This window comes from Arsenicicoccus sp. UBA2120, assembly GCF_002330965.1.
GTDB classification, from domain to species: domain Bacteria; phylum Actinomycetota; class Actinomycetes; order Actinomycetales; family Dermatophilaceae; genus Arsenicicoccus; species Arsenicicoccus bolidensis.
Genome location: NZ_DCYC01000095.1, coordinates 1 through 20,994, shown reverse-complemented (window position 1 = coordinate 20,994; position 20,994 = coordinate 1). Strand labels below are relative to the sequence as shown.

At 72.5% G+C, this 20,994-nt stretch carries 15 protein-coding genes and 1 pseudogene; 13 read left to right on the top strand and 3 right to left on the bottom strand.

The features are described from left to right. Nucleotides 1–38: 38 nt before the first annotated feature. A complete protein-coding gene (locus tag B2P18_RS16395; protein WP_286961616.1) occupies nucleotides 39–2,624 on the top strand; it encodes a glycogen/starch/alpha-glucan phosphorylase in 2,586 nt (861 codons plus the stop codon). 737 nt (nucleotides 2,625–3,361) lie between these two features. Here the strand turns inward: B2P18_RS16395 and B2P18_RS16390 are convergent. Then, the gene (locus tag B2P18_RS16390; protein WP_286961615.1) at nucleotides 3,362–5,005 is read right to left on the bottom strand and encodes a phosphodiester glycosidase family protein; all 1,644 of its coding nucleotides are present in this window, start codon (nucleotides 5,003–5,005) and stop codon (nucleotides 3,362–3,364) included. 109 nt (nucleotides 5,006–5,114) lie between these two features. Further along, nucleotides 5,115–7,262: a glycogen debranching protein GlgX gene (gene glgX / locus B2P18_RS16385; RefSeq protein ID WP_286961614.1), complete on the bottom strand. Its 2,148-nt coding sequence runs from the start codon at nucleotides 7,260–7,262 to the stop codon at nucleotides 5,115–5,117. A 93-nt stretch (nucleotides 7,263–7,355) separates the two neighbouring features. On the opposite strand from glgX, the gene B2P18_RS16380 reads away from it, so the two are divergent. From B2P18_RS16380 to B2P18_RS16330, 11 genes and pseudogenes are all read left to right on the top strand, one after another. Further along, nucleotides 7,356–7,853 carry a T3SS (YopN, CesT) and YbjN peptide-binding chaperone 1 gene (locus B2P18_RS16380; protein WP_286958925.1) on the top strand — a complete coding sequence of 166 codons (498 nt, stop codon included), beginning with the start codon at nucleotides 7,356–7,358 and terminating at the stop codon, nucleotides 7,851–7,853. Nucleotides 7,854–8,090: 237 nt separating this feature from the next. Then, the gene (locus B2P18_RS16375; protein WP_286961610.1) at nucleotides 8,091–8,876 is read left to right on the top strand and encodes an electron transfer flavoprotein subunit beta/FixA family protein; all 786 of its coding nucleotides are present in this window, start codon (nucleotides 8,091–8,093) and stop codon (nucleotides 8,874–8,876) included. 31 nt (nucleotides 8,877–8,907) lie between these two features. Continuing rightward, nucleotides 8,908–9,858: an electron transfer flavoprotein subunit alpha/FixB family protein gene (locus tag B2P18_RS16370; protein WP_019285603.1), complete on the top strand. Its 951-nt coding sequence runs from the start codon at nucleotides 8,908–8,910 to the stop codon at nucleotides 9,856–9,858. Between the two features lie 155 nt (nucleotides 9,859–10,013). After that, complete coding sequence (locus B2P18_RS16365; protein ID WP_019285602.1) at nucleotides 10,014–10,511, top strand: hypothetical protein; 498 nt, start codon at nucleotides 10,014–10,016, stop codon at nucleotides 10,509–10,511. Continuing rightward, nucleotides 10,511–11,737 carry a glutathionylspermidine synthase family protein gene (locus B2P18_RS16360; RefSeq protein WP_286961608.1) on the top strand — a complete coding sequence of 409 codons (1,227 nt, stop codon included), beginning with the start codon at nucleotides 10,511–10,513 and terminating at the stop codon, nucleotides 11,735–11,737. Before B2P18_RS16365 ends, B2P18_RS16360 begins: the two co-directional genes overlap by 1 nt. Next, nucleotides 11,734–12,159, top strand: a complete 426-nt coding sequence (locus B2P18_RS16355) for a DUF350 domain-containing protein (protein ID WP_019285600.1) — start codon at nucleotides 11,734–11,736, stop codon at nucleotides 12,157–12,159. Before B2P18_RS16360 ends, B2P18_RS16355 begins: the two co-directional genes overlap by 4 nt. Before the next feature lie 4 nt (nucleotides 12,160–12,163). Continuing rightward, nucleotides 12,164–13,249, top strand: a complete 1,086-nt coding sequence (locus B2P18_RS16350; protein WP_286961605.1) for a Gfo/Idh/MocA family protein — start codon at nucleotides 12,164–12,166, stop codon at nucleotides 13,247–13,249. A gap of 10 nt (nucleotides 13,250–13,259) precedes the next feature. Then, complete coding sequence (locus B2P18_RS16345; protein WP_286961603.1) at nucleotides 13,260–14,591, top strand: cysteine desulfurase family protein; 1,332 nt, start codon at nucleotides 13,260–13,262, stop codon at nucleotides 14,589–14,591. After that, nucleotides 14,591–15,676: pseudogene (mnmA, locus tag B2P18_RS16340) on the top strand (tRNA 2-thiouridine(34) synthase MnmA); the annotation flags it as partial. The gene B2P18_RS16345 and the pseudogene mnmA, both read left to right, overlap by 1 nt. A 362-nt stretch (nucleotides 15,677–16,038) precedes the next feature. Continuing rightward, a complete protein-coding gene (locus B2P18_RS16335; protein WP_286961601.1) occupies nucleotides 16,039–17,025 on the top strand; it encodes a methionine synthase in 987 nt (328 codons plus the stop codon). Beyond that, nucleotides 17,022–17,990 carry a DMT family transporter gene (locus B2P18_RS16330; RefSeq protein ID WP_286958919.1) on the top strand — a complete coding sequence of 323 codons (969 nt, stop codon included), beginning with the start codon at nucleotides 17,022–17,024 and terminating at the stop codon, nucleotides 17,988–17,990. Before B2P18_RS16335 ends, B2P18_RS16330 begins: the two co-directional genes overlap by 4 nt. Before the next feature lie 54 nt (nucleotides 17,991–18,044). On the opposite strand, the gene B2P18_RS16325 is transcribed toward B2P18_RS16330, so the two are convergent. After that, on the bottom strand, nucleotides 18,045–18,377 hold the full coding sequence (locus B2P18_RS16325) for a TfoX/Sxy family protein (protein ID WP_019285595.1): 333 nt from the start codon (nucleotides 18,375–18,377) through the stop codon (nucleotides 18,045–18,047). 65 nt (nucleotides 18,378–18,442) lie between these two features. Here B2P18_RS16325 and ligA point away from each other — a divergent pair, with 65 nt between their 5' ends. After that, complete coding sequence (gene ligA, locus B2P18_RS16320) at nucleotides 18,443–20,623, top strand: NAD-dependent DNA ligase LigA (RefSeq protein WP_286958917.1); 2,181 nt, start codon at nucleotides 18,443–18,445, stop codon at nucleotides 20,621–20,623. Nucleotides 20,624–20,994 lie beyond the last annotated feature (371 nt).

Sequence of the window (20,994 nt, the reverse complement as noted above, 5' to 3'; positions counted from 1 at the left end):
TTCTTCGCGTCCGGGTGAACCACGACACCGGAGGCGACATGACGCAGGACGCAACCCCGCTGGACCCCAGCTCGAGCTGGCTGGCGGACGAGAGGCCCCTGCCCTACGACACCACGACGACCGGACCGTCGCTCGACCCGAGCAACCCGCTGGCCACCGCGCCGGTCGCCCGGCCCCCGCGCACGGTCGACGGGTTCGCCCGGGAGTACCTGCGCGAGCTGAACTTCGGCGAGGGCGTGGCCCTGTCCCGAGCGTCCCAGAACGACCAGTACCTCGCCCTGGCACGCACGATCCGGCACTACCTCATGGCGGACTGGCTCGAGACGGCCCGGCGGCGCCGGGAGAACCCGACCAAGATGGTCGGCTACCTGTCGGCGGAGTACCTCCTCGGCCGGCAGATGGGCAACGCCCTGCTCGCGACCGACCTCGGCGCGATCGCCGACCAGGCCCTCAAGAGCCTCGGCCTGGACCTGCGGACGCTGCGCGCCCAGGAGGTCGAGCCCGGCCTCGGCAACGGCGGCCTGGGGCGCCTCGCCGCCTGCTTCGTCGACTCCCTCGCCACGATGGACGTCCCGTGCATCGGCTACGGCATCCGCTACGAGTACGGCATCTTCCGGCAGACCTTCGAGGGCGGGCGCCAGGTCGAGGTCCCCGACTCCTGGCTCTCGCTCGGCGGGCCGTGGGAGTTCCCGCACCCGGACCGCGCGGTGACCGTGGGCTTCGGCGGCAGCACCGAGACCTACGTCGAGGACGCGGGGGACGGCTCCGGCCGCCAGGTCCAGCGCAGCCGCTGGGTGCCGGCCTGGAACGTCCTCGGCGTGCCCTACCACTACATGGTCCCGGGCTACCAGAACGGCGTGGTCAACACCCTGCGCCTGTGGAGCGCCCGCGCCACGCAGGCCTTCGACCTGCAGATCTTCAACTCCGGCGACTACGCGGCAGCCGTGCGCGCCCAGACCTTCGCCGAGAACATCTCCAAGGTGCTCTACCCCGAGGACTCCACCCCGCAGGGCCGCGAGCTGCGCCTGCAGCAGCAGTACTTCTTCGTCGCCTGCTCGCTCAAGGACTTCATCGACCGCACGCTGGAGAAGGACTTCGACCTCCACCGCCTGCACGAGCGGATCATCTTCCAGCTCAACGACACCCACCCGGTCATCGCGATCCCCGAGATGATGCGCCTGCTGATGGACGAGCACGGCATGGAGTGGGACGAGGCGTGGGCCGTCACGCAGAAGTGCTTCGCGTACACCTGCCACACGCTGCTGCCGGAGGCCCTCGAGGTCTGGCCCGTCGAGCTCGTCGGCCGTCTCCTGCCGCGCCACCTCGAGATCATCTACCGCATCAACGAGGAGTTCCTCGAGACGGTCCGCGAGGCCTTCCCGGGCGACGAGCTGCGGGTGCGTCGTATGTCGATCATCCAGGACCACCCCGAGCGCGCCGTCCGCATGGCCAACCTCGCCACGGTGGCCGGGGTCAAGGTCAACGGCGTGGCCGAGCTGCACTCGCAGCTGCTGCGCGACAAGGTCCTGCCGGACTTCTCCGAGATGTGGCCCGACAAGTTCACCAACGTCACCAACGGCGTGACCCCGCGCCGCTTCATCCGCCTCGCCAACCCCACGCTGTCGCAGCTGATCACCGACACCATCGGCGTCGGCTGGGAGACCAAGCTGGAGCGGCTGGAGAGCCTCGAGCCGTACGCCGAGGACGAGGAGTTCCGCGAGCGCTTCGCCGCGGCCAAGCAGGCCAACAAGAAGCGCCTGCGCGAGCTGCTGGCGGTGCGCGACGGCATCGAGCTGCCCGAGCACGGCATGGTCGACGTGATGGTCAAGCGTCTGCACGAGTACAAGCGCCAGACGCTCAAGCTCCTGCACATCGTCTCGCTCTACGAGCAGATCATCTCGGGGCAGATCGACAAGGACTCGGTCGTGCCGCGCACGTTCGTGTTCGGCGCCAAGGCGGCCCCCGGCTACCACATGGCCAAGGAGATCATCTACCTCATCAACTCGGTCGCCGCGACGATCAACGCGGACGAGCGCGTCAAGGGTGTGCTGACGGTGGCCTTCCCGGCCAACTACAACGTCACGCTCGCCAACAAGCTCATCCCGGCCGCCGACCTGTCCGAGCAGATCTCGCTCGCCGGCAAGGAGGCGTCGGGCACGGGCAACATGAAGTTCGCCCTCAACGGCGCGCTCACCATCGGCACGGACGACGGCGCCAACGTCGAGATCCGCAAGCTCGTGGGTGACGACAACTTCTTCCTGTTCGGCATGGACGAGCCGCAGGTCGCGGCGCTGCAGGCCAAGGGCTACGTGCCCAGCGCGGTCTACGAGGCCAACCCGCAGCTGAAGCGGGCCATCGACCTGGTCGCGTCGGGGCACTTCACCGGCGGCGACCGTGGCCTGGCCGCAACCGTCGTCGACGACCTGCTCTACAACGACCGGTTCATGACGCTGGCGGACTTCCAGTCCTACATCGACGTGCAGGGCGAGGTCGACGAGGCCTACCGCGACCAGGAGCGCTGGACGCGCTCGGCGATCCTCAACGTCGCCCGCAGCGGCTTCTTCTCCTCCGACCGGTCGATGAAGGACTACCTGCGGCGCATCTGGATGCCCACGCACGACTGACCGCCCGCGTCACCCCACCGCACCCCGAAGATCGTCAGTGTTTGGTCCACCTTTCTTGGACCGAACACTCACGATCCCAGTGGGGTGTGGGTGGGATCCAGGCAGCTGCCGTATGACGGGCCAACGGCCTCTCGCCGTCCTCCGCACGCCGGCTCGACTCCGCCTGACGCGGCTGCGGCTGCGCGTTCCCGCCTACGTGGCTCCGGCCAGCTCCCGGGGCGTGCTGCAGCGCGCCGCCGTGACCAGTCGGCGCCACCGTGACCAGCCGGTGCCACCGTGACCAGCCAGCGCCACGGTCCTAAGTCTTGGCTGCCGGTCGCCGTCTTGAGCTGCAGCCCCAGACGGGGATCGGCCGCCCAGACGGGAGACGGTCATAGAGACGGGGGACAGTGCTGAGTGCTGTCCGGTGGTGGGTTCCTGCCTACGTGGCTCCGGCCAGCTCCGGTGGCGTGCTGCAGCGCGCCACCGTGACCAGGCGCCGCCGCCGTGCCCAGTCGGCGCCGCCGGCTGCGCTGCCGGCCTGCGTCTGGATCACCGTCCTGCGTCTGGGCCACTGTCCTAAGTCTTGGCTGCCGGCCGCCGTCTTGAGCTGCAGCCCCAGACGGGGATCGGCCACCTAGACGGGGGACGGCCACCTTGACGGGGATCGGCTACCTAGACGGGGATCGGCTACCTAGACGGGGGACGGCCACCCAGACGGGGTCGGCTACCCAGACGGGGGAGAGGCGATGGTGGGGTCAGCGGACGACGATCGCGTCCCCGACCGGCCGCTCGCCCGTCGCGTCGGACGGGTGGGTCACCAGCCGGCCCCGCACGACCATCGCCGTCGACCCGCCGCCGTCCAGGTTGATCGCGTCGACCATCCCCAGGTCCTTGGCCACCTGGGCCGCCTCGGGGATCGACAGCCCGAGCTCGCCGAGCTGGCGGCCGTCGACCGTCACCAGCATCGTGCGTCCGGCGCGGTCCACGCCGGCGAAGGTGCGGGGGTTGCGCTGCAGCACCCACCCGTAGTCGAAGCTGGGGTTGTCGGGCTGGTGCATCCCGTCGCGCTTCTGCGTGACGTGCAGCGCTCCGTCGCGGACGAGCTCGGGTCCGCCGTTGACCACGGTCGTTCCCTTGCGGTCGAGGCGGCGGCCGTCGTCGGTCAGAGCCTGCTCGACCCCTGCCCGGTCACCGACGCGCAGCCGCGCCAGGGCAGCGGCCGTCTGTCCGGTGGCCTGCACCGAGGTCTGCCCCCGCCCGAGGACCGTCCCCCGAGACGTGTGCACGGCGATGACGCGGCCGCGGTGGAGCACGACCTCGGCGCCCGGGCCCGACGGGGTGCGGGCCCCGAACTCACGGGTGTACGCCACGGCCTCGGCCGAGTCGCGGCAGGTGACGTCGTGCAGCGGCAGGGCCGTGGGCAGATCGGTCAGGTCTCCGCCGCAGTTGCGGATGAGGCCGATCACGCGGTTGATCCCGTCGAGCCGCACGCGACCCTGGGCGTGGACGAGCTCGCCCGTCCAGACCGGATTGACCACGCGGGTGTGCCGCGCCTTGGGGTCCAGAGCGAGCGCGGGCCGTCCGGCGACGGTCTCGGACAGCAGCCGTCCGTCATACACGGCCGCTCCGGCGGGGTCGCCCTCGGCGCCGGCGGTCGGGTCCATGACGAAGAAGCCGGCGTTGATGGCCGCCGTGGCGCGCGTGAACCCGGCCAGCGCGCTGGTCTTCTCGCGGCGCTCCAGGTCGGGGCCGTAGGTCGCGCCGAGCCGACCGCGGAAGGTGCGGGGGTCGATGGTGATCACGTTGACGGTCCACGGGCCCTTGGCCGCGACGTCGCCGTCCCAGCCGGAGTACCACGATCGGGACGCGAACCCGGCCGCCTTGAGACGGGCCACGAGCGCGTCGGCCGCCGCCTTGTCCGCCGTGCGCTCGACGAGCCGCAGGCGGTAGCCGAGGACCCCGGCCGGCACGTCGGCGGCCGCGGGACGACGGACCTCCTCCACGACGGCGGGGAAACCGGCGCCGGCCAGCCGGGCCCGCTGCGCGTCGGCGGCGGCCCGGTCCTGGATGGACCGGGTCGGGGTGTCGGGGTCGTTGCTGCTCCCGAGGGCGGGCATGTTGACCTCCACCACCCAGCGGAGGGCGGGGTCGGCGGTGCCGCGCGTGACGACGGTGCGGGTGACGCCTCGCTGGACCGGGGTCGTGACCCGGGACTCCGGCAACCCCGGCGCGCCGAGGTGCAGAGCGGTCGGGGAGCCCGGTCGTGGGTGGCGGTGCTCGGGGACGGAGGTCGCGGGGACGGAGGTCGCGGACGCGGGGACGGCCGTGGCGGCGGCGACGAGCGCGGCCGGGACGGCGACGGCGGCGAGGACGACCGCGGGGCGGCGGGTGCGAGTCATGCAGGGAGGCTAGGGGCGTGGGGCGTCCGCCGTATGACGGGGCAACGGTCTCTCGCGGTCCTGCGCATGGCCCGCCGGTGAACGCCTCCGCCCCTCCGTCCGGAGGGGATCAGCGGATGGCGCGGAAGATCTGCATCGACGGCCCCGACGTGACGCGTTCCTGGCCCGGGACGAGCCGCTCGCCCGCGGCGTCCGGCCGCTCCCACGCGCTGTCCCACATCAGGCGGTAGGCCTTGACCGCGTCGGCGTGGGGGAGCGTGACCGTGATGTCGTGCGCCGACCCGTGGAAGCACAGCAGGAAGGACTCGTCCTCGACGCAGTCCCCGTCGATGTAGGTGAGCAGCGTCGCGTTGCCCGGGTCGTCCCAGCGGGCGGCGGTCATCGGCTCCCCGTTGAGCGCGTACCACATGAGGTCCGCCGTGCCGTCCGGGTGGGGCGCCCGCCCGCCGAAGAAGTGCCGCTGCCGTAGCGCGGGGTGCTCGCGCCGCATCCGGGCCAGCCAGCTCGTCGTCTCGACCAGGTCCTCCTGCCACGGCTGCAGCGACCAGTCGACCCACGAGGCGCCGTTGTCCTGGCAGTAGGCGTTGTTGTTGCCGCGCTGGGAGCGGCCGAGCTCGTCGCCCGCGCAGAGCATCGGGACGCCGGCCGCGACGAACAACGTGCCGAGCAGGTTGCGCATCGAGCGGCGCCGCCGCGCCTGGGTCCCGGGGTCGGCGGGCCCCTCGGCGCCGTGGTTCCAGGACCGGTTGTTGTCGGTGCCGTCGCGGTTGTTCTCGCCGTTGGCGCCGTTGTGCTTGACGTCGTATGCCGTGAGGTCGGCCAGCGTGAAGCCGTCGTGCGCCGCGACGAAGTTGACCGAGGCGACGGGGCTGCGGTCGTGGTGGCGGAAGAGGTCCTCCGACCCGACGAGCCGGGTGGCGAGGTGCGAGACGCCGTGGCCGGACTGGCCGTGCGCGCTGCGCGCCTGGTCGACGAGCCAGAAGGTCCGCACGTCGTCGCGGAAGCGGTCGTTCCACTCGGCGAAGGGCGGGGGGAACTGGCCGGTGCGCCAGCCATTGAAGCCGATGTCCCAGGGCTCGGCGACGAGCTTGGTGCGCGAGAGCACCGGGTCCGAGCGCAGCGCCATGAGGAAGGGGTGGTCGGGGTCGTAGCCGTCGTCCTTGCCCCGCCCGAGCGCCACCGCGAGGTCGAACCGGAAGCCGTCGACGTGGCACTCGGTCACCCAGTAGCGCAGCGAGTCCAGGACCAGGCGCATGGGGACGATGTGGCGGGTGTCGAGCGTGTTGCCGCAGCCCGTGACGTCGACGTCCCGGCCGCGCCCGTCGAGGCGGTAGTAGGTCGCCGCGTCCAGCCCGCGCAGCGACAGGGTGGCCCCGTCGACGCTCTGCTCGCAGGTGTGGTTGTAGACCACGTCGAGGATGACCTCGATGCCCGCGCGGTGCAGGGCCCTGACCATCCCCTTGAACTCGGCGAGCACGCCCTGGGGGTTGGTCGCGGCGGCATACGGCGCGTGCGGGGCGAAGAAGCCGAGCGTGTTGTAGCCCCAGTAGTTGGCCAGGCCGCGCTGCACGAGCTGCGGCTCGGACTCGAAGGCGTGGACGGGCAGCAGCTCCAGGGCCGTGATCCCGATGCGCGTGAGGTGGGCGATGGTGGCGGGGTGCGCGATCCCGGCATACGTCCCGCGCAGGTGCTCGGGCACGCCGGGCAGGCGGGCCGTGAGGCTGCGGACGTGGGCCTCGTAGAGGACGGTCGAGGAGATGGGGTTGCGCGGGTGGGCGTCCCCCTCCCACTCGAACCGGCCGTCGACGACGACGCCGCGGGGGACGAAGGGCGCGCTGTCGCGGGGGTCGATCACGTCGATGTCGCCGTGCAGCGAGGCGTCGACCGAGTGGCCGTAGACCTCGGGCCGCCAGGTCACGGCGCCCTCCACGGCGCGGGCGTAGGGGTCGAGGAGCAGCTTGGCGGGGTTGTGCCGGTGGCCCTCCCACGGGCGCCACGGCCCGTGCACCCGGTAGCCGTAGCGCTGCCCCGCGCGCACTCCGGGAACGGTGTCGAACCACGTGCCGAAGGCCCTGTGCCGCAACGGGATCCGCCGCTCCGAGGCGCCCGTCCGGTCCTCGGGGTCGAAGAGGCACAGCTCGACGGCGTCGGCGTGCCCGGCGTGGACCGCGACGTCCGCCACGTCCACCCCCGAGACGGGATCCACCCGGAGCGTGACGCCGAGGGCAGGGGTGTGGTCGGTCGTGGTCGGGGCCATGGCGCCGAGTGTAGGGCGGGCCGCGCGCCGGACGGCGCGGACGCTCGGGGGGCGAGGATGGCTCGGGCCAGTCCGTGACGTTACGGTGGAGCCATGACGGATCCCACCTCCCTCCCCAACTTCCCGCCGCCTGCCGACGAGCACCCGCTGCGCGGCCAGGTCCTCTCCGCCCTCCACGACGACGGGCTCATGGCGGACCTCGACGCCGACGGCGACGTCGCCTACAAGGTGCAGGGCCAGCAGCTGTTCGTCCGGTGCATCGAGGGCGACGTCACCATCATGCGCGTCTTCGGGCAGTGGCAGATCGGCGAGGACGTCCCCGCCGACGAGCTGGCCCAGCTGCGTGCCTGCAACGAGCTGTCCTTGCGCATGAGCGTCGTCAAGGCCGGCCTCGCCGGCGGCACCCTCGTCGTGACCGCCGAGCACGTCATGCTCCCGGGCACCGACCTCAAGGTCCTACTGCCCATGACGACCTCCGTCGTCCTCGCGGCCGTCCAGACCTGGCACCAGATCGCCACCGGTCAGGTCCAGCTCGACGAGGAGGGCGACGGCCAGGGCGACCTCGGCCAGGGCGGGCTCCAGCAGTCCTGAGCCCCTCCGGCCGTATGCCGTCGCGCCCCTGCCCTCCCTCGGGAGGGGCGCGCCCGTTCCCCCGAACGTCCGCAGGTGAAGTTACCAGCGGGTAATGTAGGGGGAGGCCCGGGCGTGACGTCCGCCGGTGTGGTGACCACCACTGCGCCGGCGCGTCCCGTCAGGGCACAATGCCAACCGTGCGGCGTCGCCGTCCTGGCGCACGCCGCGAGCACCGAGAGAAGAGGACCCGCACGCATGGACATCGTTGTCTGCGTCAAGCACGTGCCGGACGCCCAGGGCGACCGCGGCTTCGACGACACCGACTGGACCACCGACCGCCAGGCCGTCGACGGCCTCATGTCCGAGCTCGACGAGTACCCCGTCGAGGAGGCGCTGCGGATCATCGAGGCGGGCGAGGGCACCCTGACCGTCATCACGATGGGCCCGGACGCCGCCGCCGACGCCGTCAAGAAGGCCCTGCAGATGGGCGCGGACAAGAGCGTCCACGTCAACGACGAGGCGCTGCACGGCAGCGACTCGGTCGCCACCTCCCTCGTCCTCGCCGAGGCCATCAAGAAGGTCGGCCAGCCCGACCTCGTGATGTTCGGGATGGCGTCGACCGACGGCGCCATGAGCGTCGTCCCGGCCATGGTCGCCGAGCGTCTGGGGCTGCCCCAGGTGACGCTGGCGTCCGAGCTCACCGTCGAGGGCTCCTCGGTGACGATCCGCCGCGACGGCGACACCGCCACCGAGCGCATCGAGGCATCCCTGCCCGCCGTCGTCTCGGTCACCGACCAGACCGGCAACGAGCCGCGCTACCCCTCCTTCAAGGGGATCATGGCCGCCAAGAAGAAGCCCGTGGAGACCTGGTCGCTCGCCGACCTCGGCATCGAGCCCGCCCAGGTGGGCCTCGAGGCCGCGTCGACCAAGGTCGAGCAGGCCACGCCGCGCCCACCGCGCGAGCAGGGCACGATCGTCAAGGACGAGGGCGAGGGCGGCACGCAGCTCGCCGAGTTCCTCGCGTCCAAGAAGTTCATCTGAGCCGGCCACGGCGACAAAGGAGTTCACTGACATGGCTGAAGTTCTCGTACTGGTCGACCACACCGACGGCAAGCTCAAGAAGACGTCCGCCGAGCTGCTGACGCTCGCGCGCCGCATCGGCGAGCCGAGCGCCGTCTTCCTCGGCAAGGGCGTCGAGACCGCCCTGCCCGTCCTCGCCAAGTACGGCGCGGAGAAGGTCTACGTCAACGACGACGAGCAGATCGCGCAGTACCTCGTCGGCCCGACGGTCGACGCCTTGGCCGCGGTCGTCGCGCAGGCGTCGCCGGTGGCGGTGCTGATGACCACCGGCACCAACGCCAAGGAGGTCGCGGGTCGCCTCGCGGTCCGCTGCGACGGTGGCGTCCTCACCGACGCGATCGACGTGGAGTCCGGCGGCAACGGCGTCCTCACGACGCAGTCCGTCTTCGCCGGCAACTGGACCGTCCGGGCCACCGGCACCAAGGGCCCGACCTTCGTGACGGTCAAGCCCGGCTCGGTCGCCCCCGAGGCGTCCCAGGGTGCGGCCGCGCAGGAGTCCGTCGCGGCGGAGATCTCCGACGCGTCCAAGGGCGCCCGCATCGTCGACAGCCAGCCCAAGCAGTCGACGGGCCGTCCGGACCTGTCCACCGCGCAGATCGTCGTCTCCGGCGGTCGTGGCACGGGCGGCGACTTCGCCAAGGTCGAGGAGTTCGCCGACTCGATGAAGGCCGCCGTCGGCGCCTCGCGCGCGGCCGTCGACGCCGGGTGGTACCCGCACTCCTCGCAGGTCGGCCAGACCGGCAAGCAGGTGTCGCCGCAGCTCTACGTCGCGTGCGGCATCTCCGGCGCGATCCAGCACCGGGCGGGCATGCAGACGTCCAAGACGATCGTCGCCGTCAACAAGGACGAGGAGGCGCCGATCTTCGAGCTCGTCGACTTCGGCGTCGTGGGCGACCTGTTCAGCGTCCTGCCCCAGGCCACCGAGGCCGTCAAGAAGCGCTGACCTCCCCCAGGTCGATCCGGGGCCGCCGCCACGCGCACGCGTGAAGGCGGCCCCGATCTTCGTCATACGGCCTCTAGGGTGGGAACCGCCCGGCGGGGCCACGACGTCCACCAGAGGACGTCAGCAGCAGTGCAGCGGTGCGGAGGGGGATTCACATGACCACGCGACGGTCCCAGGTCGTGGTGCTTGGGATGACGGCCGTCCTGGCGGGTGCGATCACCGGCTGCTCGTCGGGCACCCGCCCCACGTCGGCCGGGGTCTGCGTCGACCCCGACACCAACACCCGCGTCGAGGACCGCTACTGCGACCAGTGCCTCGACCCACGCACGGGCAAGCCGCTGCGCAAGCCCAACGGCCAGCCCTACACCGAGGCGGAGTGCGAGGCCCAGCACAGGCGGGGTGGCGGCGGGGTCCTGCTGCTCGGCGGCCTTCGCGGCCCGGGCTACTACTACTACAACAACGGTGCGCGGGTCCCGCGGGTTGGGGGCGCCGTCAGCGGCGGCAGCTTCAGCGCACCGTCCAACCACTCCTACGTCCGCGGCGGTGTCGACCGCAACGGCACGACCCTCGACGCGTCGAAGGTCAAGGGCGGCAAGACCACGACCATCTCGCGGGGCGGCTTCGGCGGGTCCGGCAGCAAGGGCAGCAGCTGATGCGGCGCGTCCCCTCGGAGCCGCGGACCGGCTGGCGGGAGACGGTCGAGTCTCAGGGGCTGGTCTATCCCGTCACCGTCCGGCCCGACGGCACCGAGCGCCCCTACTGGTACGAAGAGGCCTACTACGCCCTCACCGCCGCCGAGGTCGACCAGCTCGAGGCCGCCACCGGGCAGCTGCACGGCATGTGCCTCGAGGCCGCCCGCCACCTCGCCACCGGAGCGATGGGCGACCTCGGGCTCCCCGAGGGGTCGCTGCGGCTCGCGCAGGCCTCGCTCGACGCCGCCACCCCGTCCCTCTACGGCCGGTTCGACCTGCGCCACGACGGCGAGGGACCGCCCAAGCTGCTGGAGTACAACGCCGACACCCCCACCGGGCTGCTCGAGTCCTCGGTGATCCAGTGGTTCTGGCTCGAGGACACCCACCCCGACCGCGACCAGTGGAACTCCGTGCACGAGAGGCTGATCGCCGCGTGGCAGGACCTGGCGCCGCGCATCACCCAGCCGGTCTGGTTCGCCCACCACGAGGGCGAGACCACCGGCGAGGAGTGGATGACCGTGACCTACCTGCGCGACACGGCCGAGCAGGCCGGGCTCGCGACGCAGGGCATCACGATGGGGCAGATCGGCTACAACGAGGCGGCCGAGTACTTCGTCGGGCACGAGGCGCGGATGCTCCGCACCTGCTTCAAGCTCTACCCGTGGGAGGACATGCTCCGCGAGCCGTTCGGCCGCTGGGTCGAGCCGCGCCCCAACCCGATGTACGGCACCACGTGGATCGAGCCGCCGTGGAAGGTGCTGCTGTCCAACAAGGCGCTGCTGGCCGCCCTGTGGCACCTCTACCCGGGGCACGAGCTGCTGCTGCCGGCCTACCTCGACGAGCCGCGTGAGCTGACCGAGTGGGTCGCCAAACCGCTGCACGGGCGCGAGGGTGACAACATCCGCATCCACGCCGAGGGGATCGAGCACGAGCAGCCCGGCGGCTACGGCGCCGAGGGCTGGTGCTACCAGCAGTGGTGCCCGCTGCCCGAGCTCGACGGCAACAAGGTCGTGCTCGGCAGCTGGGTCGTCGACGGGCGCGCCGCGGGCGTCGGCATCCGCGAGAGCGACGGCTGGATCACCGACTACGACGCGCGCTTCGTGCCGCACCTGATCGACACCGCACCACCCAGCGAGGCCCAGCGCACGGCATGGGTCGACGACGACCGGAGGGGATCCCGACGATGACCGACATGCTCGAGTCTCTGCTGTATGCCGCTGTCTACTGCCTGGCCGGGATCGCCCTGCTGGCAGGGGGATTCGTCACGATGGACCTCCTCACGCCGGGGCGGCTCGGCGAGCGCATCTACACCGAGCGGTCGATCAACGCGGCCCTCATCGTGGGTGCGGAGTTCCTCGGGCTCGGGGCGATCGCCTTCACGACGATCTGGACCAACGGCAGCGCCGGCTTCGGCGCGGCGCTGGCCTGGACGCTGGCCTTCGGGATCCTCGGGATCGCCCTGCAGGCCGTGAGCTTCCTGGTGCTCGACGCCATCACGCCGGGGTCGCTGCGCGCGATCGCGGTCGAGCAGGGCCTGCACCCGGGGGCCATCGTCGCCGCGTCCGCGATGCTCGCGGTGAGCGCCATCGTGTGCGCGTCGATAGCCTGACGGCGTGACCGACGACCGCACCCGCACCTGGCAGCCCCTGCCCACCGACCGTCCCGTCCGGGTCGCCCTGCTCGGCCACGGCCTCGCCGGCAGCGTCTTCCACGGCCCCCTGCTGGCCGCCGACCCCCGGTATGCCGTCACCGTCGTCATGACCTCGTCGCCCGAGCGCGCGGAGGCGGCCCGCAGCGCCCATCCCGGTGTCGAGATCGTCCCGGACGCCGACGCCGTGTGGGAGCGGGCCGGCGACCTGGACCTCGCGGTCGTGGCCACACCGGGCGAGACCCACGCGCGGTTCGGCATACAGGCTCTCGAGCACGGTCTGGCCTGCGTCCTCGACAAGCCGGCCTGCACGACCGCCGCGGAGGGCGCCGAGCTCCTGGCCACCCAGGCGCGGACCGGGGTGCCGCTCACCGTCTTTCACAACCGCCGGTTCGACGGCGACTTCCTCACGGCCCGACGGCTGGTGCGCGAGGGCCGGCTCGGCGAGCTCGTGCGGATCGAGTCGTCGTTCGAGGTCTGGAAGCCCACGGTCACCAAGGCGTGGAAGGCCGGCGCCAGCCCCGCCGAGGGCGGCGGCGTGCTCTACGACCTCGGACCGCACCTGATCGACCAGGCCGTGCAGCTCGCCGGTCCGGTCGAGGACTCGTATGCCGTCCTGCGCGCGCTTCGCGCGGGTGCGCTCGCGGACGACGACGCGGTCGTGGTGCTGCGGCACGAGTCCGGCGTCGTCAGCCACCTCACCGCCAGCACCCGGGCTCGCCGGCCCGGACCGCGGATGCGGGCGCTCGGCACCGAGGGCGCCTGGACCTGCCACGGCCTCGACGGCCAGGAGAAGGCCCTCGGGGCAGGTGCCTCGCCGAGCGACGGCGACTTCGGGATCGCCGGGTCCGAGCGGGGGAGCGTGCTCACCACCGACGCCGGCGACGAGGCCGTGCCGCTGGAGCGGGGGGACTACCCGCGCTTCTACGCCGAGCTGGCCGACGCCCTGCAGGGGAGGGGTGAGGTGCCGGTCGACCCGGCCGACGCCGTGGGCGTGGTGGGCCTCATCGCCGACCTGCACCGTCGCCACCCGGTCCGACCGCGCCCGTAGACTCGAGGGCGTGCTGCAGGACTACGCCTATCTCGACCACGCCGCCACGACCGCCGTCCACCCGGAGGTGATCGAGGCCGTCGCGGCCCGTCGCGCCGTCGTCGGCAACCCGTCCAGCCTGCACACCGCCGGCCGTGCAGCCCGCCGCGTCGTCGAGGAGTGCCGCGAGCAGATCGCCGAGGCGGTCGGGGCCCGCCCCTCGGAGGTGGTCTTCACCTCCGGCGGGACCGAGGCCGACAACCTGGCGGTCATCGGCGGCTATCGCGCGCGTCGGGCCGCCGACCCCGCCCGCCGCCGCGTCCTGACCAGCACCGTCGAGCACCCCGCCGTCCTGGACGCCGTGGAGCACCTCGCCACGCACGAGGACGCCGAGGTGACCTGGCTCGAGGTCGACGAGACCGGTCGGGTGCGCCTCGACCAGGCCCGCGCCGCCATCGAGGACGACCCCGGCTCGGTCGCCCTCGTCTCGCTGATGTGGGCCAACAACGAGGTCGGCACGATCCAGCCTGTCGCCGAGGTGGCCTCGATCGCCGCCGCGCACGGCATACCCGTGCACACCGACGCCGTCCAGGCGGTGGGGCACGTGCCGGTGGGCTTCGCGGAGTCGGGCGCCACCCTGCTCTCCCTGACGGCGCACAAGCTCGGCGGACCCGTCGGCACCGGGGCGTTGCTGGTGCGCCGCGACGCCGCCGTGTCGCCGCTCACCCACGGCGGGGGCCAGGAGCGCCAGATCCGGTCGGGCACCCTCGACACCGCGGGCATCGTCGGCCTGGCCACGGCGCTCGAGATCGCCAGCCGGTCGAGGGAGTCCGAGACGGAGCGGCTCGTGGCGCTGCGCGACCGGCTCCTGCACGGGGCGCTCGACCTGGGGCTCGGCATCCGCGTCGGCGGGGACTGGGAGCCGGGCGACGCGAGCCGCCGGCTGCCCGGCAACGCCCACCTGCTCGTCCCCGGCTGCGAGGGCGACTCGTTGCTCTATCTCATGGACGCGGCCGGCGTGCTCTGCTCCACGGGCTCGGCCTGCCACGCCGGCGTGCCGCAGCCCTCGCACGTGCTGCTCGCCATGGGGCTCAGCGAGACCGAGGCGCGAGGAGCCCTGCGCCTCACCCTGGGGCACACCTCGACCGAGGCCGACGTCGAGCGCGCCCTCGCCGCCCTGCCCGGCGCGGTGGAGCGGGCGCGGCGCGCCGGGTCGCTGTCGGGGGAGGGGCCGCGCGAGACCTCTGCGTCTGAGAGGGCCGAGCCTGCCGAGACCGCCGAGACCGCCGAGACCGCCGCGACCTCGACCGAGACCGCCCAGGCCCCGCGGGTCGACCTGTCCGACGCGGAGGTCGCGAGCTGATGCGCGTCGTCGCCGCCATGAGCGGGGGCGTCGACTCGGCCGTCGCCGCGTCGCGCATGCTCGAGGCCGGGCACGACGTCGTGGGCGTCCACCTCGCGCTGTCCACGTCCGCCGCCACGCTGCGCGAGTCTGCCCGCGGCTGCTGCACGCTCGAGGACGCGGGCGACGCCCGCCGGGTGGCCGACCGGCTCGGGATCCCGTTCTACGTCTGGGACATGGCCGCGCGGTTCAAGGCCGACGTCGTCGACGACTTCGTCCAGGAGTATGCCGCCGGCCGGACCCCCAACCCCTGCCTGCGCTGCAACGAGCGCATCAAGTTCGCGGCGCTGCTCGACAAGGCGCTGGCGCTGGGCTTCGACGGCGTCGCGACGGGGCACTACGCCCAGGTCGTGGAGACCACCGGTGCCGACGGGACGAGGCGGCGCGAGCTGCACCGCGCCGTGGACCAGGCCAAGGACCAGAGCTATGTCCTCGGGGTGCTCGACGCCGACCAGCTCGCGCGGTCGTTCTTCCCCCTCGGCGACTCCACCAAGCCGCAGATCCGCGAGGAGGCGGCGGCCCGTGGCTTCGCCGTGGCCAAGAAGCCCGACTCGCACGACATCTGCTTCATCGCCGACGGCGACACGCGCGGCTGGCTGGCGCAGCGGCTGGGGGAGCAGCCCGGCGAGATCGTCGACGAGACGGGCTCGGTCGTCGGCAGCCACCAGGGCGCCTACGCCTACACGGTCGGGCAGCGCCGCGGCCTGCGCCTCGGCCGGCCCGCCGCGGACGGGGCGCCGCGCTACGTCGTCGACGTGGACGTGCCCCGCAACCAGGTCGTGATCGGCCCCGCCGACCTGCTCGGCATCGACGCGATCCGCGGCGACCACGCCCGCTGGTGCGGCGCGCCGCCCGCCGGCGAGGTCGAGGTGGGGGCCCAGCTGCGGGCGCACGGCGAGGAGCTCCCGGCCCGGGCCTGGGTGGACGGGGACTGCGTGCAGGTCCGGCTGCTCGAGCGCACGCGTGGCGTCGCGCCCGGCCAGTCGGTCGTGCTCTACGACGGGACCCGCGTGGTCGGGTCCGCCACCATCGCCGAGACCTGGCGCGATGGCGGTGCCCGGCATGAGGGTCGCCGGGACCGGGTATGCGGCATACCTCACCAGCGGACGGCACCCAAGGCCGCCCGCACGACCGGCAAGGAGATGACCATGACGGACATCGACCCCCAGGGAACCGAGCTGCGCAACCACGAGCTGGCCGACGAGGACTCGCGCCAGCACACCGAGACGGCGGTCGAGGGCGACGCCGAGGGCCAGCAGGACGCCGAGCGCGTCCACTCCGAGGACCCCGCCGAGGGCTGAGCCGCCGTTCGAGAGGCGACAGACGGGGGTGATGCGCGACGGATGACCCCCGTCTGTCGCCTTCCGACGTGTACGAGCCGGATGCCGGAGCGCGCTACCGTCGAGGTGTGACGAGAGCGACAGGCATGGGTTCGTGGCCGGGCACCGACGTGCGCGAGACGCAGCGCGGGGTGCGGTCGCTGCTCGCCGAGGACGGGTTGCCCTACCTGCCCGAGCTGCCCGACCGCGGGCCCGGGGCCGACATGGTCGGGCGCGCCGCGGCGCTGCTCGTGGACCTGCACGTCGACCTGCAGCCGATGGGCTGGCGGTTCGTCGACCGACCCGGACGCGACGCCGACCGCGCACGCTCGTGGTGGGGGCAGGACCTGGACGAGCTGGCCGAGACCTTCGACGGCTACCAGGGCGAGCTCAAGGTGCAGGTCGCCGGGCCGTGGACCCTCGCGTCGTCGGTCTGGCTGCACCGGGGCGAGCGCAGCGTCGTCGACCCGGGGGCCGTCCGCGACCTGGCGGGCTCGCTCGCCGAGGGCATCAAGGGTCACGTCGCCGAGGTGGAGCGCCTCGTCCCTGGGTCGCGCGTCGTGCTGCAGCTCGACGAGCCGTCGCTCCCCGGCATGCTCGCCGGTCGCCTGCCCACCGCCAGCGGCTTCGGTCGGATCCCCGCCGTCGACTCGTATGTCGCCGCCAACCTCGTGGGGGAGGTGCTGCAGGCGGCGGGGGACCGGCATACGGTCGTCCACTGCTGCGCCAAGGGCACGCCGCTCGCCCTGCTGCGCACCACGGGCGCCTCGGCGCTCGCCGTCGACGCCACCGTCCTGGGTCCCAAGGGCTGGGAGTCGCTCGCCACCACCCTCGAGGCGGGCACCGACGTCTGGCTCGGCAGCTATGCCTCGGCGTCGCCGCTGCCCACCGTCGCCGCCGTCCACGACGGACTCGTGCGCCGCTGGCACGAGCTTGGGCTCGCGGCCAGCGACCTCGCGGAGGTGACGATCTCGCCGGCGTGCGGCCTGGTCGGGCTGTCGCCCGCCGACGCCGTCGCCGCGCAGCGCCTGGCGGTGCAGGTGGCCGAGGCGGTCACCGAGACGGCCCTGGGGTGAGCGCCACGCGCGTCCCCTGGCAGGTCAAGTGGATCGGGCTCGTCCTGATCTGGGGCTCGAGCTTCCTGCTCATGAAGGTCGGGCTCGACGCCCTCGCACCACTGCAGATCTCGACGCTGCGCGTGGTGTCCGGCGCGGTGGTCGTCGTGACCCTGCTGCACCTCGGCCGGGGTCGGCTGCCGAGCGAGCGGCGCGCGTGGCTCCACCTGCAGGTCGTCGGATTCTTCTTGTGCACGGCGCCGTTCACGTTGTTCGCGCTCGGCGAGACGCGGGTCAGCTCGGCGCTCGCCGGCATCGGCAATGCCGTCACGCCCATCGCCACCGTCGTGCTGACCATGCTGTTCGTGCGGGACGAGCACTACTCGCTGCCTCGCCTGGCGGGCGTGGTGCTGGGGTTCCTCGGCGTCGTCGTGATCATGCAGCCGTGGGCGGTGCACGAGCGGCCGGACCTGCTGGGCTTCGCGATGACGCTGGCCGCGGGCACGTGCTACGGCATCGGCTGGACCTGGCACCGGCTGCACCTCAAGCGCTACGACCCGGGCGGGCTGAGCGTGCCGGCCGGCCAGCTCGTCAGCGCCTCGGGCCAGCTCGTGCTGCTGCTCACGGCGTGGTGGGCGCTCGGCGGGTCCGGCCTCGCGGCGCCGTGGTCCACACACCTGGCCCGCCCCGGCGGCTCGGTCCTGTGGCCGCTGCTGGCCGTGCTCGTGCTCGGGACGGTCGGCACGGGGTGGGCGTTCACCGCGCAGTTCGACGTGGTGCGGGCCGCCGGGGCGACGGTGGGGACCTCGGTCACCTATCTCATCCCGGTCGTGTCGGTGCTCCTCGGCGTGCTCGTGCTGGACGAGCACGTGACGGCCTGGACGCTGGTGGGCTTCGCGTTCGTCCTGTCGGGGGCCGTGCTCATCGGCCTCGGCAACCGCTGGGCGACGTCGCACGCAGCCCGGCGCGCTGCGCGAATCCACTGACCCCGTTCGGCAACCACGTGGCATCGTCCCCAAGGCGTCATCACTCGCCGGAGGTCACTTGGCAGGGAGGGAGCGCGCGAAGTCCAGCCCCACCTCGAGCCAGGCGCGCAGCCCCTCGTGCGTCGCCAGCGTGCGCTCGTCGACGACCAGCCAGTTCTGCATCTCCCGGCCCTTCATCACCATCCGGCTCGCCCCGTCCTCGGCCACCAGCCGGTCCGCCTCCTCCGGGTCGCAGCGCAGCATCAGCCCGCCGGCGCTGACGGCGGCCACGGCCATGTTGCCCGACGCGAGGAAGGCCAGCCCGCCGAACATCTTCTTCTCCGTCACGTCCAGGTCGTCTTGCACGTACGCCCGGATGCGGGCGGCCAGGTTCTCGTCATACGCCATGCCCACGATGATGGCGCACGCGGTCGCTCAGGGGGTCTGTCCGACCCGTCTGGCACGATGCACGTATGGCGAGGAGCACGTCCCCGGCTCGCGGGGTCACCGACGACGAGGCCGACATCCCGACGACCGAGACCGAGGTGGCCGACGCCTCGGTCGAGGCCCGCCACGAGTGGACCGACGTGGCGCAGCGGGTGGTCGAGGCGCAGGAGGCCTACTACGGCCGGGACGCGCCGACGCTGTCGGACGCGGACTACGACCAGCTGATGCGCCGCCTGCAGGAGCTCGAGGAGGAGTTCCCCGACCTGCGCACGCCCGACAGCCCGACCCAGCGCGTCGGGACTTTCCACCAGGCCACCGACTTCGCTCCGGTGGAGCACCGCGAGCGGATGCTCAGCCTGGACAACGTGTTCTCCGCCGACGAGCTGGCCGAGTGGCTGGCCCGGGTGGAGCGAGACCTCGAGGGGGCGCCGCACTACCTGTGCGAGCTCAAGATCGACGGGCTCGCCATCAACCTGCTCTACGAGGGCGGCCGGCTGACGACGGCCGCCACGCGCGGCGACGGGCGCGTGGGGGAGGACGTGACCCCCAACGTCCGCACGATCGAGGGCATCCCGCACCGGATCACCGGCGACGACGTGCCGGACCTGCTCGAGGTGCGCGGCGAGATCTTCTTCCCCATCGAGGCCTTCGGCGACCTCAACGCGAGCCTGGTCGAGCAGGGCAAGGCGCCCTTCGCCAACCCGCGCAACGCGGCGGCAGGGTCGTTGCGGCAGAAGGACTCTCGCATCACCGCGACCAGGCCCCTGCACATGCTGGTCCACGGCGTCGGCGCCCGGACGGGCTTCGCCATCACGCGCCAGAGCCAGGCCTACGAGCTGCTGACGGCCTGGGGCTTCCCGACGTCCTCGCACTACCGCGTGCTCGCGAGCCCGCAGGAGGTGCTGGACTTCGTCGCCTACTACGGCGAGCACCGGCACGACGTCGAGCACGAGATCGACGGCATCGTCATCAAGGTCGACGAGATCTCCCTCCAGGGCCGGCTGGGGACGACCTCGCGGGCGCCCCGCTGGGCGATCGCCTACAAGTACCCGCCCGAGGAGGTCAACACCACGCTGCTGGACATCCGGGTCAACGTCGGCCGCACCGGGAGGGTCACGCCCTACGGCGTGATGGAGCCGGTCAAGGTCGCCGGCTCGACCGTCGAGATGGCCACGCTGCACAACGCCTTCGAGGTGGTGCGCAAGGGCGTGCTCATCGGCGACACCGTGGTGCTGCGCAAGGCCGGTGACGTGATCCCCGAGATCCTCGGCCCGGTCGTCGACCTGCGCGACGGCACCGAGCGGGAGTTCGTGATGCCGACGCACTGCCCGGCGTGCGGCACCGAGCTCGCCTACGAGAAGGAGGGCGACAAGGACATCCGCTGCCCCAACGCCCGCTCCTGCCCGAGCCAGCTGCGCGAGCGGGTCTTCGGCCTGGCATCGCGCGGCGGGTTCGACATCGAGGCGCTCGGCTGGGAGGGCGCGATCGCGCTCCTGGACTCCGGCGTGATCGCCGACGAGTCCACGTTGTTCGACCTGAGCGCCGAGGACGTGGCCCGGGTGCCGCTCTACACGCGGGCCGCCACCAAGAAGGAGCTGGCCGACCCGGACTCCGTGCCCGAGCCGGGGATCGTGGACGGGCACGTCCTGTCCGCCAACGGCCGCAAGCTCGTCGACAACCTCGACAAGGCCAAGGAGCAGCCCCTGTGGCGCGTCCTCGTGGCGCTGTCGATCCGTCACGTCGGGCCGACCGCGGCGCGGGCGCTCGCCACGCACTTCGCCTCGATGGACGCCATCCGCGCCGCGTCGGTCGAGGAGCTGGCAGACGTCGAGGGGGTCGGCGGCGTCATCGCCGAGTCGGTCGTGCAGTGGTTTGACGTCGACTGGCACCGCGAGATCGTCGAGCGCTGGGCGGCCTCCGGGGTGCGTATGGCGGACGAGCGGGACGCCTCGATCGAGCGCACGCTCGAGGGTCTCACCGTGGTCGTCACGGGCTCGCTCGAGAGCTTCACGCGCGACTCGGCCAAGGAGGCGATCATCGCCCGCGGCGGCAAGGCGGCCGGCTCGGTCTCCAAGAAGACCGACTTCGTCGTCATCGGCGACAACGCCGGCACCAAGGCCGCCAAGGCCGAGGAGCTCGGTCGCCCGATCCTGGACGAGGCCGGCTTCGTGCGCCTGCTCGAGGGCGGCCCGGACGCCGTCTCCTGACGCGCCTGCACGGCCGTTCCCGCCGGGCCACTCGCGCCCGTCACAGATCTTCGGGTTCTATCCCGAAGATCTGCTTCTATTGCGAAGGCGCGGCGGAGGCGAATGGCAGAGCTGCCAGGGGTGCGTCGGGTGGCTTGGCGCCGGGTCGAGAGACTGTGCGCGGGTACTCCTGGCGACTGGTGGTGACGGTCGGTGAGGGCCTCGGCGGATGGGTGTTTCCGCTGGTCAAGGGTGGTTTCCGGTCATATTTTTCGCTATCATGTTCGTATGACGACGGCGCCGCTCCGCGAGGCTCACCAGCCCGACGCGGGTCCGGCACGCCGCCACCTGACCCCCCTGTCCGAGGCCGCGACTGGGACGCTGTCGGCGGG

Excerpts from the sequence above, each read along its gene's own strand:
- B2P18_RS16355 (WP_019285600.1), top strand. The coding sequence starts at position 11,734 with ATGACCGACATGCTCGAGTCTCTGCTGTATGCCGCTGTCTACTGCCTG.
- B2P18_RS16375 (WP_286961610.1), top strand. The coding sequence starts at position 8,091 with ATGGACATCGTTGTCTGCGTCAAGCACGTGCCGGACGCCCAGGGCGAC.
- B2P18_RS16325 (WP_019285595.1), bottom strand. The coding sequence starts at position 18,377 with ATGGCGTATGACGAGAACCTGGCCGCCCGCATCCGGGCGTACGTGCAA.
- B2P18_RS16360 (WP_286961608.1), top strand. The coding sequence starts at position 10,511 with ATGCGGCGCGTCCCCTCGGAGCCGCGGACCGGCTGGCGGGAGACGGTC.
- B2P18_RS16370 (WP_019285603.1), top strand. The coding sequence starts at position 8,908 with ATGGCTGAAGTTCTCGTACTGGTCGACCACACCGACGGCAAGCTCAAG.
- B2P18_RS16365 (WP_019285602.1), top strand. The coding sequence starts at position 10,014 with ATGACCACGCGACGGTCCCAGGTCGTGGTGCTTGGGATGACGGCCGTC.
- ligA (WP_286958917.1), top strand. The coding sequence starts at position 18,443 with ATGGCGAGGAGCACGTCCCCGGCTCGCGGGGTCACCGACGACGAGGCC.
- glgX (WP_286961614.1), bottom strand. The coding sequence starts at position 7,262 with ATGGCCCCGACCACGACCGACCACACCCCTGCCCTCGGCGTCACGCTC.
- B2P18_RS16395 (WP_286961616.1), top strand. The coding sequence starts at position 39 with ATGACGCAGGACGCAACCCCGCTGGACCCCAGCTCGAGCTGGCTGGCG.
- B2P18_RS16390 (WP_286961615.1), bottom strand. The coding sequence starts at position 5,005 with ATGACTCGCACCCGCCGCCCCGCGGTCGTCCTCGCCGCCGTCGCCGTC.
- B2P18_RS16380 (WP_286958925.1), top strand. The coding sequence starts at position 7,356 with ATGACGGATCCCACCTCCCTCCCCAACTTCCCGCCGCCTGCCGACGAG.